Raw genomic sequence first — 13825 nt, forward strand, 5'->3', positions numbered from 1 at the left:
CTGGCCGGCTTTGTGCCGGAGCCGGCGCATACCGGCTCGCGTGAAGCGGGCACTCTGACAGATCGGGCAATCGAAGGTAAAATCTATCGCCTACCCGGATTTGATAAGTCATGACGCTCACCGAACTCAAGTACATCGTCGCCGTGGCGCGCGAGCGCCATTTCGGCCGGGCCGCCGAAGCCTGTTTCGTGTCGCAGCCGACGCTGTCGGTCGCCATCAAGAAGCTGGAAGACGAACTCAACGTGCAGATCTTCGAGCGCGGCACCTCCGAGGTGTCGGTGACGTCGGTCGGCGAGCAGATCGTGGCGCAGGCCCAGCGTGTGCTGGAGCAGACCATGGCCATCCGCGAGATCGCCAAGCAGGGCAAGGACCCGCTGGCGGGGCCGCTGCGCGTGGGCGTGATCTACACCATCGGACCGTATCTGCTGCCGTCGCTGGTCAAGCAGATGATCGACACCGTGCCGCAGATGCCGCTGATGCTGCAGGAGAACTACACCCACAAGCTGATCGAGCTGCTCAAGCAGGGCGAGATCGACTGCGCGGTGATGGCCGAGCCATTCCCCGATTCCGGCCTGACGGTGCGCCCGCTCTATGACGAACCCTTTGTCGTGGCGGTGCCGCGCGGCCACCAGCTGGCGCAGGTGCACGCGGTCGACCCTGAGGAACTGAAGCAGCAGACCATGCTGCTGCTGGGCAGCGGCCACTGCTTCCGCGACCACGTGCTGGGCGTGTGCCCGGAGCTGTCGCGCTTTTCGCAGGCGGCCGACGGCATCCAGAAGACCTTCGAGGGTTCGTCGCTCGAGACCATCCGCCATATGGTGGCCAGCGGGGTCGGTATCACCGTGCTGCCGCGCACCTCGGTGCCCGACCTGAAAGCCAAGGGCGACATGCTGTCGTACGTGCCGTTTTCCGACCCCGTGCCCGACCGGCGCGTGGTGCTGGCCTGGCGCAAGAGCTTCACCCGCCTGCCGGCGATGGAAGCGCTGGCCAACGCCGTGGCCGCGTGCGACCTGCCCGGCGTGCGCAAGCTCGACGCCAAGGAACTGGCCGAAGCCGCCTGAGCGTCGCGTCGAAGGACTGACCATGCAACGGCCGCAGCGGAGTCTCCGCTGCGGCCGTTGTCATTTCTGCTCCCCTGACCGGATCTTTCGCCGTGCTGTCTTGGGGTGGTCACCTGCCGCTGGCATAAGTTTCACTAACCCCAAATAGATTTGACCTAATACATAGGTATAAATAATTAAATTCTCAACCTGATAGATAATTTGTAGACTGGCTCCTGTCGATGCGGATGGCATCGATGCAAGACAGGAACCGATGATGAGCACCAGCGCCCGTTCACTGAAAACCATACCGACCCAGCCCCGTTTTTCCCTCCGCATGGGGCGCTGCCTGCTCGATTGCCTTGCCTGCTATGCCGCCGCCCACTGACGCGGCATTCCCTTTCAGCCCACCCACAAAGAGGAAAAGATGAGCAAGAAGGACACTCTCACCACTGCTGCCGGCGCACCGGTCGCCGATAACCAGAACTCGCAGACCGCCGGCCCGCGCGGCCCGATGCTGCTGCAGGATGTCTGGTTCCTCGAAAAGCTGGCCCACTTCGACCGCGAAGTCATCCCCGAGCGCCGCGTCCACGCCAAGGGCTCCGGCGCCTACGGCACGCTGCGCATCACCCACGACATCACGAAGTACACCAAGGCCTCGGTGTTTGCCGAGATCGGCAAGGAAACGCCGCTGTTCATCCGCTTCTCCACCGTCGCCGGCGAGCGCGGCGCGGCCGACGCCGAGCGCGACGTGCGCGGCTTCTCGATCAAGTTCTATACCGACGAAGGCAACTGGGACCTGGTCGGCAACAACACGCCGGTGTTCTTCGTGCGCGACCCGCTCAAGTTCCCCGATTTCATCCACACGCAGAAGCGCAACCCGCGCACCAACCTGCGCGACCCGATCGCGGTGTGGGACTTCTGGTCGCGCCATCCGGAATCGCTGCACCAGGTCACCATCCTGATGAGCGACCGCGGCCTGCCGCAGAACTACCGGCAGATGCACGGCTTCGGCTCGCACACGTATTCGTTCATCAACGCCAATAACGAGCGCTTCTACGTCAAGTTCCACTTCAAGTCGCAGCAGGGCGTGGAGAACTGGACCAACGAGGAAGCGGCCAAGGTGGTGGCCAGCGACCGCGAGAGCGCCCAGCGCGACCTGTTCGACAATATCGAGCGCGGCAACTTCCCGCGCTGGAACCTGCGCGTGCAGGTCATGCCGGAAGCCGAGGCAGCCAGGTACCACATCAACCCGTTCGACCTGACCAAGGTCTGGCCGCACAAGGACTATCCGCTGATCGACGTGGGCGTGGTCGAGCTCAACCGCAACCCGGACAACTATTTTGCCGAGGTCGAGCAAGTGGCGATGAACCCGGCCAATATCGTGCCCGGCATCGGCTTCTCGCCCGACAAGATGCTGCAGGGACGGCTGTTCTCGTATGGCGACACGCAGCGCTACCGGCTGGGCATCAACCACGCGCAGATCCCGGTCAATGCGCCGAAATGCCCGTTTCACAACAGCTTCCACCGTGACGGGGCGATGCGCGTGGACGGCAACCAGGGCGGCAAGCTCAATTACGAGCCCAACCGCGACAGCGCCTACGCCGCCAGCGAGCGCGCGATCGAGCCGCCGCTGGCGCTCGACGGCGCCGCCGACCGCTGGGACCACCGCGTCGATACCGACTACTACAGCCAGCCCGGCGCGCTGTTCCGCCTGTTCGACGAAGGCCAGCGCCAGCGCCTGTTCGCCAATATCGCGGCGGCGATGCAGGGCGTGCCGGAGGCCATCGTGCGCGTGCAGCTGGAACACTTCAGCAAGGCCGACCCGGCCTACGGCGAAGGCGTGAAGCGGGCGCTCAACCTGCAATAAGCGCCTGCCCGGCAACGGCCACCCGGCGCGGGGTTTGGCCGGGACCGTGGCCCGGTGCAATAATGCGGGGTACCGCGCCGCCCGGCCCCGAATCGCCACGAATCGGCAAGCCCGGCGGCGCTCCTCGTGGCTATACCTGAACGGAGCGTATCTACCATGGCAAAGAAGAACGAGATGAGCGTGAATATCGGTATTTCCGACAAGGACCGCAAGAAGATCGCGGAAGGTCTGTCCAAGCTGCTGGCCGACACCTATACCCTCTACCTCAAGACCCACAACTTCCACTGGAACGTGACGGGTCCGATGTTCAATACGCTGCATCTGATGTTCGAGACCCAGTACAACGAGCTGGCGCTGGCCGTGGACTCGATCGCCGAGCGCATCCGCGCGCTGGGCTACCCGGCCCCGGGCACCTACAAGGAATACGCGCGCCTGTCGTCGATCGCCGAGGAAGAGGGCGTGCCCGAGGCCACCGACATGATCCGCAAGCTGGTCGAAGGCCAGGAAGCCGTGGTGCGCACCGCGCGCTCGATCTTCCCGGTGATCGATGCGGCCGGCGACGAGCCCTCGGCCGACCTGCTGACCCAGCGCATGCAGACGCACGAAAAAACCGCGTGGATGCTGCGCTCGATGCTGGCCTGAGGCCGGCCCGCTCTCCTGGCGGCCGCGCCCGCGGCGGCCGGCACCGCGCGTCGCCGCCGTCCGGGCTGCGGCGCGTTTTCATTGAATCGCCCGCCCCGGATCCACGCCGTGCAGACCCTCTCGCCGTTGCCGCCCACCCCCATGCTTGAACGCCTAGCCCTCTACGCGCGCCTGGTGCGCATCGACAAGCCCATCGGCACGCTGCTGCTGCTGTGGCCGACGCTGTGGGCCATGTGGATGGCGGCGGACGGGCCGCCGCGCTGGGCCCTGTTCTGGATCTTCGTCGCCGGCACCTTCCTGATGCGCTCGGCCGGCTGCGCCATCAACGACTGGGCCGACCGCGACTTCGACAAGCACGTCAAGCGCACCCGCGAGCGGCCGCTGACCGCCGGCAAGATCGCCGCATGGGAAGCGCTGGCGGTGGCCGCCGTGCTGGCGCTGGTGGCCTTCATGCTGGTGCTGCCGCTGAATGCGCTGACCAAGTGGCTGGCGCTGGTGGCGGCGGTGGTGGCGGGCACGTACCCGTTCTTCAAGCGCTTCTTCGCGATTCCGCAGGCCTACCTGGGGATCGCGTTCGGCTTCGGCATCCCGATGGCCTTCGCCGCGATCCAGGACCAGGTGCCGCCGGTGGCCTGGCTGATGCTGCTGGCCAATGTGTTCTGGGCGGTGGCGTATGACACCGCCTATGCCATGGTCGATCGCGACGACGACCTGCTGATCGGCATGAAGACCTCGGCCATCACCTTCGGGCGCTTCGACGTGGCGGCGATCATGCTGTGCTACGCCGCGTTCTTTGCGCTGATGGCGTGGGCGGGCGCGCTGCTCGGACTGGGATGGCCGTACTGGGTAGGGCTGGTTGCCGCCATCGGCTGTGCCGGCTACCACTACACGCTGATCCGCGGGCGCGACCGGATGCGCTGCTTCGCGGCGTTCCGGCACAACAACTGGCTGGGGGCCTGCGTGTTTGCGGGGACGGCGCTGGCGTATGCGGTGCGGTGATCGCTATCGGTGATTGCTACGCTGACTGAGGGTTTGCTCCCCTCTCCCATTTATGGGAGAGGGGAGCTTGCTGCGGGCGCTCCGGTACTTCAATCCTTGCCGAACTCCGCCCCCATTTCCTTGCCGCGCGCCGCGGCCGCGTGCATCGCGCGCACGAAGGCGTCGGCGATGCCGGAAGCCTCCATCGCGGTCAGCGCCGCATAGGTGGTCCCCCCCTTCGAGGTCACGCGCTCGCGCAGCGTCGCCACCGGTTCGGGTGACTGCCCGGCCAGCGTGGCCGCGCCGCGGAAGGTCTCCACCGCGAGCTCGCGCCCCTGTTCGGCGCTGAGCCCCAGTTCGGTGGCGGCGCGCTGCATCGCCTCGATGAAATAGAACACATAGGCCGGGCCGCTGCCGGAAATCGCGGTGACCGCGTCGATCTGGTCATCGCCATCGACCCACACGCACTTGCCGACGGCCTCGGCCACGGCGCTGGCAATCGCGCGGTCTTCGGCCGACAGCGCGGCCGGTGCGGCCAGTCCCGTCATGCCCATGCCCGACAGCGCCGGCGTATTCGGCATCGCGCGCACCACGCGGTTGCGCCCGCCGAGCCAGCGCTGCATGTCCTGCAGCCGGATGCCGGCGGCCACGCTGATCACCAGGTTGCCCGGGCCATCGGCCGGCAGGTGCGGCAGCAGCTGCGCCGCGGCGTCGCGGAACTGCTGCGGCTTGACCGCCAGCACCAGCACATCGCTGGCGCCGAAGGCAGCATCGGGCGCGCCGGTCGCATGCACGCCGAGGTCGCGCGCCAGGCGCTGCTGCGCTTCCGGGAACGGGTCGACCACGCGGATCGCGCCGGCGGGCACGCCGCGCGCGATCAGGCCGCCGATCAGTGCGGAAGCCATGTTGCCGCCGCCGAGAAAGCCGAAGGTGAGGGTGTCGAGCATGAAGGTCTCTGGGGTCTGAATGATTCCGGGCGGGGCGCGGACGTCAGCCGCGCGCGCCGAAGATGGCGGTGCCGATCCGCACCAGGGTCGCGCCCTCGGCGATGGCGGCATCCATGTCGCCCGACATGCCCATCGACAGCGTGTCAAGCGCCAGGCCGTCGGCACACAGCGCCTGCAACATCGCGCGCATGGCGGCGAACGGTCGGCGTTGCGCGGCGGGGTCGTGCCCGGGTTCGGGGATCGCCATCAACCCGCGCAGCCGCAGATGGGGCAGGGCGGCGACCGCATGCGCCAGCGCGGGCACCTCGGCCGGGGCGACGCCTCTCTTGCTGGCTTCGCCGCTGATATTGACCTGGATGCAGACCTGCAGCGCCGGCATGCCGGCCGGGCGCTGGGCTGACAGCCGTTCGGCGATCCGGAGCCGGTCGATGGTGTGGACCCAGTCGAAATGTTCCGCCACCGGCCGCGTCTTGTTGCTTTGCAACGGGCCGATGAAATGCCATTGCAGGCGGTCGCGCAGGTCGGCCAGCGCGGCGATCTTGTCGATGCCTTCCTGCACATAGTTCTCGCCGAAATCGCGCTGTCCGGCGGCGTATGCGGCCCTTATGCGGTCGGGGGAAACGGTCTTGGAAACGGCCAGCAGGGCGATGTCCGCGGGTTGCCTGCCGGCCTGTTGTGCTGCCGCCGCAATGCCCTGGCGCACGGCTTGCAAGTTGGCGGCAATCACAGACATAATCCGGCGAACATATATATAAGGTACGTCAAGTACCGATAACAAATCAGGGTGGGGTCATTATAGATGGACATCGCGCAGCTATTGGCTTTCGCCGTCAAGAACAAGGCGTCCGATCTTCATCTGTCCGCGGACATGCCGCCGATGGTGCGGATCCACGGCGACATGCGGCGCATCAACGTCGCCTCGATGACGCACAAGGATGTCCACGCCATGGTGTACGACATCATGAGCGACACCCAGCGCAAGGCCTACGAGGAACGCCTCGAAATCGATTTCTCGTTCGAGATCGCCGGCCTGTCGCGCTTCCGGGTCAATGCCTATAGCACCCAGCGCGGCGCTGCCGCGGTGTTCCGTACCATTCCGTCCAAGGTGCTGACGCTGGAAGAGCTGCGCGCGCCCGCGGTGTTTGCCGATCTGTGCATGAAGCCGCGCGGGCTGGTGCTGGTGACCGGTCCGACCGGCTCGGGCAAGTCCACCACGCTGGCGGCGATGGTCGACCATCGCAATGAAAACGACATGGGCCACATCCTCACGGTGGAGGACCCGATCGAATTCGTGCACAGCTCCAAGAAGAGCCTGATCAACCAGCGCGAACTGGGGCCGCATACGCATTCATTTGCCAACGCGCTGCGCTCGGCGCTGCGCGAAGATCCCGACGTGATCCTGGTGGGCGAACTACGCGACCTGGAGACCATCCGCCTCGCGCTGACCGCAGCGGAGACCGGCCACCTGGTCTTCGGCACGCTGCACACCAGCTCGGCGGCCAAGACCATCGACCGCGTGGTCGACGTGTTCCCGCCCGAAGAGAAGGACATGGTGCGCACCATGCTGTCGGAATCGCTCGAGGCGGTGATCTCGCAGACGCTGCTGAAGACCCGCGACGGCAACGGCCGCACCGCCGCGCACGAGATCATGATCGCCACGCCCGCGATCCGCCACCTGATCCGCGAGAACAAGATCGCGCAGATGTACTCGATGATGCAGACCAGCAGCGGGCTGGGCATGCAGACGCTGGACCAGTGCCTGTCGGACCTGATCAAGCGCAGCGTCATCAGCTACAACGACGCGCGCGCGATTGCCAAGAACCCGGACGCGTTCATGGGCTGAGGCCCTTCTTCGCCCTTCTTCCAGCAGGACACCGCCATGCTCGACCGCGAATCCGCCGCCAAGTACATCAACGACCTGTTGGAGCTGATGGTCAGCAACCGCGGCTCGGACCTGTTCATCACTTCGGACTTCCCGCCGGCGATCAAGGTCGACGGCAAGATCACGCCGGTGTCGCAGCAGCCGCTGAACCCGACCCAGGCGCTGGGGCTGGTGCGCTCGGTGATGAACGAGCGCCAGGTGCAGGATTTCGACACCAGCCGCGAATGCAACTTTGCGATCAGCGCGCCCAAGGCCGGGCGCTTCCGCGTGTCGGCCTTCATCCAGCAGGGCAAGGCGGGCATGGTGGTGCGCACCATCAATACGCGCATCCCGTCCGTGGCCGACCTGGACCTGCCGCAGACACTGCATGACGTGGTGATGGCCAAGCGCGGGCTGGTGATCGTCACCGGCGCGACCGGCTCGGGCAAGTCGACCACGCTGGCGGCGATGCTGGACCACCGCAACGCGCACTCCTACGGCCACATCATCACCATCGAGGATCCGATCGAGTACGTGCACGCGCACCAGAACTGCATCGTCACGCAGCGCGAGGTCGGCATCGATACCGAGTCGTGGCACGTGGCGCTGAAGAACACGCTGCGCCAGGCGCCCGACGTGATCCTGATCGGCGAGATCCGCGATCGCGAGACCATGGAGTACGCGATGCAGTACGCCGAGACCGGCCACCTGTGCCTGGCCACGCTGCACGCCAACAACGCCAACCAGGCGATCGACCGCGTGGTCAACTTCTTCCCCGAGGAAAAGCGCCAGCAGCTGCTGATCGACCTGTCGCTGAACCTGAAGGCGATGATCTCGCAGCGCCTGCTGCCGCGCGCCGGCCGCAAGGGACGGGTGCCGGCGGTGGAGATCATGATCGGCACGCCGCTGGTGGCCGACCTGATCTTCAAGGGCGAGATCCACGAGCTCAAGGAGGTCATCAAGAAGTCGCGCGAGCAGGGCATGATCTCGTTCGACCAGGCGCTGTTCGACCTGTACGAGCAGGGCAAGATCACCTACGAGGACGCACTGCGCAACGCCGACTCGCTCAACGACCTGCGCCTGATGATCAAGCTGCACAGCACCCACGCCAAGGACTCGGACCTGGGTGCCGGCACCGAGCATCTCAACGTCATCTGAGGGCCGCGCATTGCTGCACATTGCCGCGCGTGGCGGTATGCTTGGCTATCTACAGGAGTCTGCCATGAGCAATGTCTACCAGTTTGAAGCCAACTCGCTCGCCGGCCAGCCGGTGCCGCTGTCGCAGTTCCAGGGCAAGGTGATGCTGGTGGTCAATACCGCCAGCGAATGCGGCTTTACCCCGCAGTACGAGGGCCTGCAGAAGCTCTATGACGAGTACCACGGGCGCGGCCTGGAGGTGCTGGGCTTTCCGTGCAACCAGTTCGGCAAGCAGGAGCCGGGCGATGCGCAGCAGATCGGCCAGTTCTGCGAGACGCGTTTCGCGGTGCGCTTCCCGATGTTCGCCAAGATCGACGTCAACGGCCCCGACGCCCATCCGCTGTACCAGTGGCTGACCACCGAAAAGCGTGGCGTGCTCGGTACCCAGGGCATCAAGTGGAATTTCACCAAGTTCCTGCTGCGCCGCGACGGCACCGTGTTCAAGCGCTATGCGCCGACCACCAAGCCGGAAGAGCTGCGCGCCGATATCGAGCGGCTGCTGTCCGACCCGGCGGCCTGAGCCTCAGCCGCCGCCGGCGCGCACTGCGCGCAGGAAACCGTTGAGCGAGCGCTCCGGGGTCTCGTGGAAATGGTCGTCGAGCATGCGGATGGCGCGGCAGCGGTCGAGCCGGAAGCTGCGGTAGTCCTCGCGCGTGGTGCACCACGTCGCCAGCAGCCAGGCATTGCCCCAGAAGAACAGGCCCAGCGGCATCACCACGCGTTCGGTGATGCGCTGCTGCACGTCGCAGTAGTCGAGCTGCAGCAGCTTGTGCGCGCCCAGCGCGCCATGCACCACGTCGAAGGCCTCGCGCACATGCGCCTGGTTGACGTACTCGGGCGCGAACACGCGGCTCTGCTGCGCCGCCAGCCGGCGCGGCGGCGGCAGCGCGGCCATCAGCTTCTCCAGCGCGGGATCGGCCGCGGCAGCCAGCGCGCCGCCGCCCCAGGCCTTCAGCAGCCGCAGGCCGGCGACCAGCGCTTCCACTTCCATGGCGGTGAACATCAGCGGCGGAACGTCGAAGTCGGCGCGCAGCCGGTAGCCGATGCCGGCCTCGCCCTCGACCGGCACGCCTGACAGCGACAGCGCCTGGATATCACGGTAGACGGTGCGTTCCGAGACCCCGAGCCGCTGCGCCAGCAGCGCCGCCGTGGTCAGGCGGCGGCCGCGCAGCACCTGCACGATCTGGAACAGGCGGTCGGCGCGGCGGCTCATCGGTCAGCGTGGCCCATGGCGGTCATCCGGCCACCGGCTCGTGCAGGCCGATGCGGTTGCCCTCGCTGTCGGTGATATGCGCGATGCGGCCGATCTCGCCCGGCAGGCGCAGCGGCCCGAACACGGTCTTGCCGCCGGCGCGCGTGGCGCGCGCCAGCAGCGCATCGAGTTCCGGTGCGTGCAGGTACGGCACCGTGCCGTAGTAGTTGCTGGGCCGGTAGCCTTCGCCGGCGACCAGCGCGCCGCCGGGATCGGGGTGCGGGAACACGGCCATGTCGACCTGGCTCATGGTTTCGCGGCGCAGCCGGACCTCGAAGACCTGCTCGTAGAAGCCGATGGCGCGGGGCATGTCGACGACGGGGATTTCCAGCCAGTTGATCAGACGTTGGCTCATGATGGGCTCCTGGGTTCCATAGGTAGGGGAGAGAGGAGCTCGCATCATGCGCGGGGGCTGCTGACAGCGTGCTGTCAGGAGGGTGTCAGGGACCGGAGATCAGTGCGGCATCCACGCCGCCATCACCGGCACCAGGATCGCGGTCAGCACGCCGTTCAGGCCCATGCCGAGCGCGGCGAAGGCGCCGGCTTCCTGGTTGACCTGGAACGCGCGCGCGGTGCCGATGCCGTGCGCCGCCACGCCGGTGGCAAAGCCGCGCACGCTGTAGTCGCGGATGCGCAGCAGGTTCAGCAGCATGGTCGCGCTGACCGCGCCGATGATACCGGTGCCCATCACCAGCACCGCCGTCAGCGACGGCAGCCCGCCGATCTTCTCGGCCACGCCCATGGCGATCGGGATCGTCACCGACTTGGGCGCGAGCGAGCGCACCGTCTCGGGCGAGGCGCCGAGCAGCCAGGCAATGCCGACCGCCGCCACCACCGCCACCACCGAACCCGCCACCAGTCCCGCCAGCAGCGGGAACACATGGGTGCGCAGCTTGGGCAGCTGCAGGTACAGCGGCACCGCCAGCGCCACCGTCGCCGGGCCCAGCAGGAAATGCACGAACTGCGCGCCGTCGAAGTAGGTCTTGTAGGGCGTGCCGGTGACGGTCAGCACCGTGACCAGCAGCGCCACCGCGATCATCACCGGGTTGGCCAGCGGCGAGAAGCGCGATTTCTCATAGATGCGGAAGGCGAACACATAGGCCAGCAGGGTCGCGGTCAGGCCCACCAGCGGGCTGGTGGCAAGGTAGACCCAGATCTCGTTCAGGCGCGGCGTCATCATGCCTGTTCCCCCCTGGCGTCGGCGGGCGGCGCGTCGGGCGTGCCGGAACGCTTGCGCATCAGCATGCGCGTGACCACCGCGGTGGTGGCGATGGCCAGCCAGGTGGACACCACCAGTGCGACCAGGATCGGCATCCACTCGCCCTCGATGCGGTTGGCGTGGACCATGATGCCGACGCCGGCCGGCACGAACAGCAGCGACAGGTGCTTGAGCAGCTCGGTGGTGGTGCCCTGGATCACGGGCAGCAGCCGGTCGTCGAAGACGAGCCAGCCGAACAGCAGGATCATGCCGAGCACGGGGCCGGGCACGGGCAGGGTCAGCGCGTAGCTGATCACCTCGCCGACGGACTGGAAAACCAACAGGATGGCAAAGGTCTGTAGCATGGGGGCGGACGTGGTTGTGCATTGCCCCCTCTCCCGCAAGCGGGAGAAGGGAGACAACCACGGCCGGGGGGTTATCCCAGCATCCGGTCGACCAGTTCGATCCAGTGCATGACCGGGGTATCGGTGCCGCCCTGCAGGTGCGAGATGCAGCCGATATTGGCCGAGACGATGGCTTCGGGCTGCGTCGCCTGCAGTTTGGCGAGCTTGTCGTCGCGCAGGCGCTGGGACAGTTCCGGCTGCAGCACCGAGTAAGTGCCCGCCGAGCCGCAGCACAGGTGGCTGTCAGCGCAGAGTTTGACTTCCACGCCGAGGCCGGTCAAGAGCGCTTCGACTTTGCCGCGGATCTGCTGGCCGTGCTGCAGCGTGCACGGCGGGTGGTAGGCCACGCGCCGCCCGTCGCGCGGCACCGCGCCGGCGGCGGCATGCAGGTCGTCGGCAAAGTCCGGCAGGATCTCGGACAGGTCGCGCGTCAGCGCCGAGATGCGGCGCGCGCGCTCGGCATAGGCGGGATCGTTGCGCAGCAGGTGGCCGTAGTCCTTGACCATCGCGCCGCAGCCCGACGCCGTCATCACGATGGCTTCGGCGCCGGCTTCGACATGCGGCCACCAGGCGTCGATATTGCGGCGCATATTGTCGAGGCCGCCGTCGTGGTCGCCAGTGTGGAAGCGGATTGCGCCGCAGCAGCCGGCTTCGCGCGCCACTACCAGTTGTACGCCGACACGGTCGAACACGCGCGCGGTGGCGGCATTGATGTTGGGCGACATTGCCGGCTGCACGCAACCGTCGAGCAACAGCATCTTGCGCGCATGGGTGTTGCGCGGCCACGCGCCGGGCGCGGCGCTGGCCGACAGCGGCGGCACCTTAGCGCGCAGCGTGCCCGGCAGCAGCGGGCGCACCATCTGGCCCAGGCGCAGCGCCGTGCCGAACAATGCCGGCCGCGTCAGCCCCTCGCGCAGCGCCCAGCGCGCGATGCGCTGGCTGGCGGGACGCCGCACACCTTCGGCCTCGAGCTTGTCGTCGACCAGCTGGCGGCCGATGTCGACCAGGCGGCCGTAGCGCACGCCGGAGGGGCAGGTCGATTCGCAGTTGCGGCAGGTCAGGCAGCGGTCCAGGTGCAGGCGCGTGCTTTCGGTGATGGCATGGCCTTCGAGCACCTGCTTCATCAGGTAGATGCGCCCGCGCGGCCCGTCCAGTTCATCGCCGAGCAGCTGGTAGGTGGGGCAGGTGGCGGTGCAAAAGCCGCAATGCACGCATTTGCCGACGATGGATTTGGCTTCCTCGCCTTCGGGCGTGTCGCGGAGAAAATCGGCCAGGGTCGTTTGCATGATGTGGGGTGTAGTGCCTGGATGTCTTGTTTCGCGGGCTCAGAGCCCGGGGTACATGCGCTGCGGATTGAAGATGCCGGCGGGGTCGAAGGATTCTTTCAGGCGCCGATGGATCGCGGCCAGCGGCGACGCCAGCGGCGTGAACACGCCCATCGACTTGTCGCCATGGCGAAACAGCGTGGCATGGCCGCCGGCGGCCTGGGCCACCGCGCGCACGCTTTCGGCGTCGGCCTTGGCCGAGCCCTCTTCGGGCAGCCACCAGCGCTGGCCGCCGCCCCATTCGACCAGCTGCTCGCCCGGCAGCGCCAGCGGCGCAGCCACGGTGGGCACCGCCAGCCGCCACAGCGCGCGGCCGGCATGCGCCGGGGCGAAGAACGGGTGGGTCTGCTCGCGCAGCGCTTGCCACAGCGCGGTAGCCGACGCCGGGTCCAGGCGCTCGCCGCCGAGCCTGGCGCAGGCCGCGCGCACCGCGGCGCCGGCGCCGGACAGGCGCACGTGCAGCACGCCCGCATGCCACACCGAAGACGCCAGCGGCAGCGGCTGCCCGCCCCACTGGTTCAGTTGCCGGATGGCTTCGGCCTGCGCCATCTCGAAGCGCAGCGTGGCCTCGTCGAACGGCGCCGGCAGCACCTTGACCGAGACCTGCAGGATCAGCCCCAGCGTGCCGAGCGAGCCCGCCAGCAGCCGCGACACGTCATAACCCGCGACGTTCTTCATCACCTGGCCGCCGAAGTCCATCACCTCGCCGCGGCCGTCCATCAGTTGCGCGCCCAGCACGAAGTCGCGCAGCGCGCCCACCGCCTGCCGGCGCGGGCCCGACAGCCCGGCGGCGACGGCACCGCCCAGCGTCGCCACGCTGGACTGGCCTGGCAGCGCGAAGTGGGGCGGCTCGAATGCCAGGATCTGGCGCTTCTCCGCCAGCGCGGCTTCGATCTCGGCCAGCGGCGTGCCGCAGCGCGCGGTGATCACGAGTTCGGCCGGGTCGTAGTCGACGATGCCGGTGTAGGCGCGCGTGTCCAGCAGCTGGCCTTGCGGCGGCTGGCCGTAGAAGTCCTTGCTGCCGCCGCCGCGCAGCCGCAGCGCGGTGCGGGTTTCGGTGGCTTGCCTGACGGCGTCGCGGAAGGCGTCGAGGGTGGCTTGCATAGTCGTG

General features: G+C 67.5%; 15 protein-coding genes. 7 read left to right on the forward strand and 8 right to left on the reverse strand.

Features of this window, described 5'->3' with window-relative positions:
• Positions 1 to 110: 110 nt before the first annotated feature.
• From MKD38_RS06675 to ubiA, 4 genes are all read left to right on the forward strand, one after another.
• Positions 111 to 1061, forward strand: coding sequence for a LysR substrate-binding domain-containing protein (locus MKD38_RS06675; RefSeq protein ID WP_252675352.1), 951 nt, complete (start codon positions 111 to 113; stop codon positions 1059 to 1061).
• A gap of 406 nt (positions 1062 to 1467) precedes the next feature.
• Complete coding sequence (locus tag MKD38_RS06680) at positions 1468 to 2910, forward strand: catalase (protein WP_252675353.1); 1443 nt, start codon at positions 1468 to 1470, stop codon at positions 2908 to 2910.
• A 156-nt stretch (positions 2911 to 3066) separates the two neighbouring features.
• Positions 3067 to 3552 (forward strand): Dps family protein, encoded by a 486-nt coding sequence (locus MKD38_RS06685; RefSeq protein WP_092306463.1) that lies wholly within the window; start codon positions 3067 to 3069, stop codon positions 3550 to 3552.
• A gap of 141 nt (positions 3553 to 3693) precedes the next feature.
• Entirely contained in the window at positions 3694 to 4551 is an 858-nt protein-coding gene (gene ubiA, locus MKD38_RS06690) for a 4-hydroxybenzoate octaprenyltransferase (protein WP_252675354.1), read from the forward strand.
• Between the two features lie 89 nt (positions 4552 to 4640).
• Here the strand turns inward: ubiA and proC are convergent, their stop codons facing one another.
• Both proC and MKD38_RS06700 read right to left on the reverse strand, forming a co-directional pair.
• On the reverse strand, positions 4641 to 5477 hold the full coding sequence (gene proC / locus MKD38_RS06695) for a pyrroline-5-carboxylate reductase (protein WP_252675355.1): 837 nt from the start codon (positions 5475 to 5477) through the stop codon (positions 4641 to 4643).
• A gap of 43 nt (positions 5478 to 5520) precedes the next feature.
• A complete protein-coding gene (locus tag MKD38_RS06700; RefSeq protein WP_252675356.1) occupies positions 5521 to 6210 on the reverse strand; it encodes a YggS family pyridoxal phosphate-dependent enzyme in 690 nt (229 codons plus the stop codon).
• Between the two features lie 66 nt (positions 6211 to 6276).
• Between MKD38_RS06700 and MKD38_RS06705 the strand changes: the two genes are divergently transcribed.
• The 3 genes from MKD38_RS06705 (at position 6277) to MKD38_RS06715 (ending at position 9055) form a co-directional block, all read left to right on the forward strand.
• Positions 6277 to 7320 carry a type IV pilus twitching motility protein PilT gene (locus MKD38_RS06705; RefSeq protein ID WP_252675357.1) on the forward strand — a complete coding sequence of 348 codons (1044 nt, stop codon included), beginning with the start codon at positions 6277 to 6279 and terminating at the stop codon, positions 7318 to 7320.
• A gap of 36 nt (positions 7321 to 7356) precedes the next feature.
• Positions 7357 to 8496 carry a PilT/PilU family type 4a pilus ATPase gene (locus MKD38_RS06710; RefSeq protein ID WP_092306471.1) on the forward strand — a complete coding sequence of 380 codons (1140 nt, stop codon included), beginning with the start codon at positions 7357 to 7359 and terminating at the stop codon, positions 8494 to 8496.
• 64 nt (positions 8497 to 8560) lie between these two features.
• Positions 8561 to 9055: a glutathione peroxidase gene (locus MKD38_RS06715; RefSeq protein WP_116379168.1), complete on the forward strand. Its 495-nt coding sequence runs from the start codon at positions 8561 to 8563 to the stop codon at positions 9053 to 9055.
• 3 nt (positions 9056 to 9058) lie between these two features.
• Here MKD38_RS06715 and MKD38_RS06720 read toward each other — a convergent pair whose 3' ends face one another.
• The 6 genes from MKD38_RS06720 to glcE form a co-directional block, all read right to left on the reverse strand.
• A complete protein-coding gene (locus tag MKD38_RS06720) occupies positions 9059 to 9748 on the reverse strand; it encodes a helix-turn-helix transcriptional regulator (RefSeq protein ID WP_111519208.1) in 690 nt (229 codons plus the stop codon).
• Positions 9749 to 9770: 22 nt separating this feature from the next.
• Entirely contained in the window at positions 9771 to 10142 is a 372-nt protein-coding gene (locus tag MKD38_RS06725) for a VOC family protein (RefSeq protein ID WP_252675358.1), read from the reverse strand.
• A gap of 99 nt (positions 10143 to 10241) precedes the next feature.
• Entirely contained in the window at positions 10242 to 10967 is a 726-nt protein-coding gene (locus MKD38_RS06730; RefSeq protein WP_252675359.1) for an LrgB family protein, read from the reverse strand.
• The gene (locus MKD38_RS06735; protein WP_012353800.1) at positions 10964 to 11350 is read right to left on the reverse strand and encodes a CidA/LrgA family protein; all 387 of its coding nucleotides are present in this window, start codon (positions 11348 to 11350) and stop codon (positions 10964 to 10966) included. The genes MKD38_RS06730 and MKD38_RS06735 overlap by 4 nt, the downstream gene beginning before the upstream one ends.
• A gap of 71 nt (positions 11351 to 11421) precedes the next feature.
• Positions 11422 to 12675: a glycolate oxidase subunit GlcF gene (gene glcF / locus MKD38_RS06740; RefSeq protein ID WP_252675360.1), complete on the reverse strand. Its 1254-nt coding sequence runs from the start codon at positions 12673 to 12675 to the stop codon at positions 11422 to 11424.
• A gap of 39 nt (positions 12676 to 12714) precedes the next feature.
• Positions 12715 to 13818 (reverse strand): glycolate oxidase subunit GlcE, encoded by a 1104-nt coding sequence (glcE, locus tag MKD38_RS06745; RefSeq protein WP_252675361.1) that lies wholly within the window; start codon positions 13816 to 13818, stop codon positions 12715 to 12717.
• Positions 13819 to 13825: the final 7 nt, after the last annotated feature.

The organism is Cupriavidus sp. WGlv3 (assembly GCF_023952475.1).
GTDB lineage: Bacteria > Pseudomonadota > Gammaproteobacteria > Burkholderiales > Burkholderiaceae > Cupriavidus > Cupriavidus phytorum.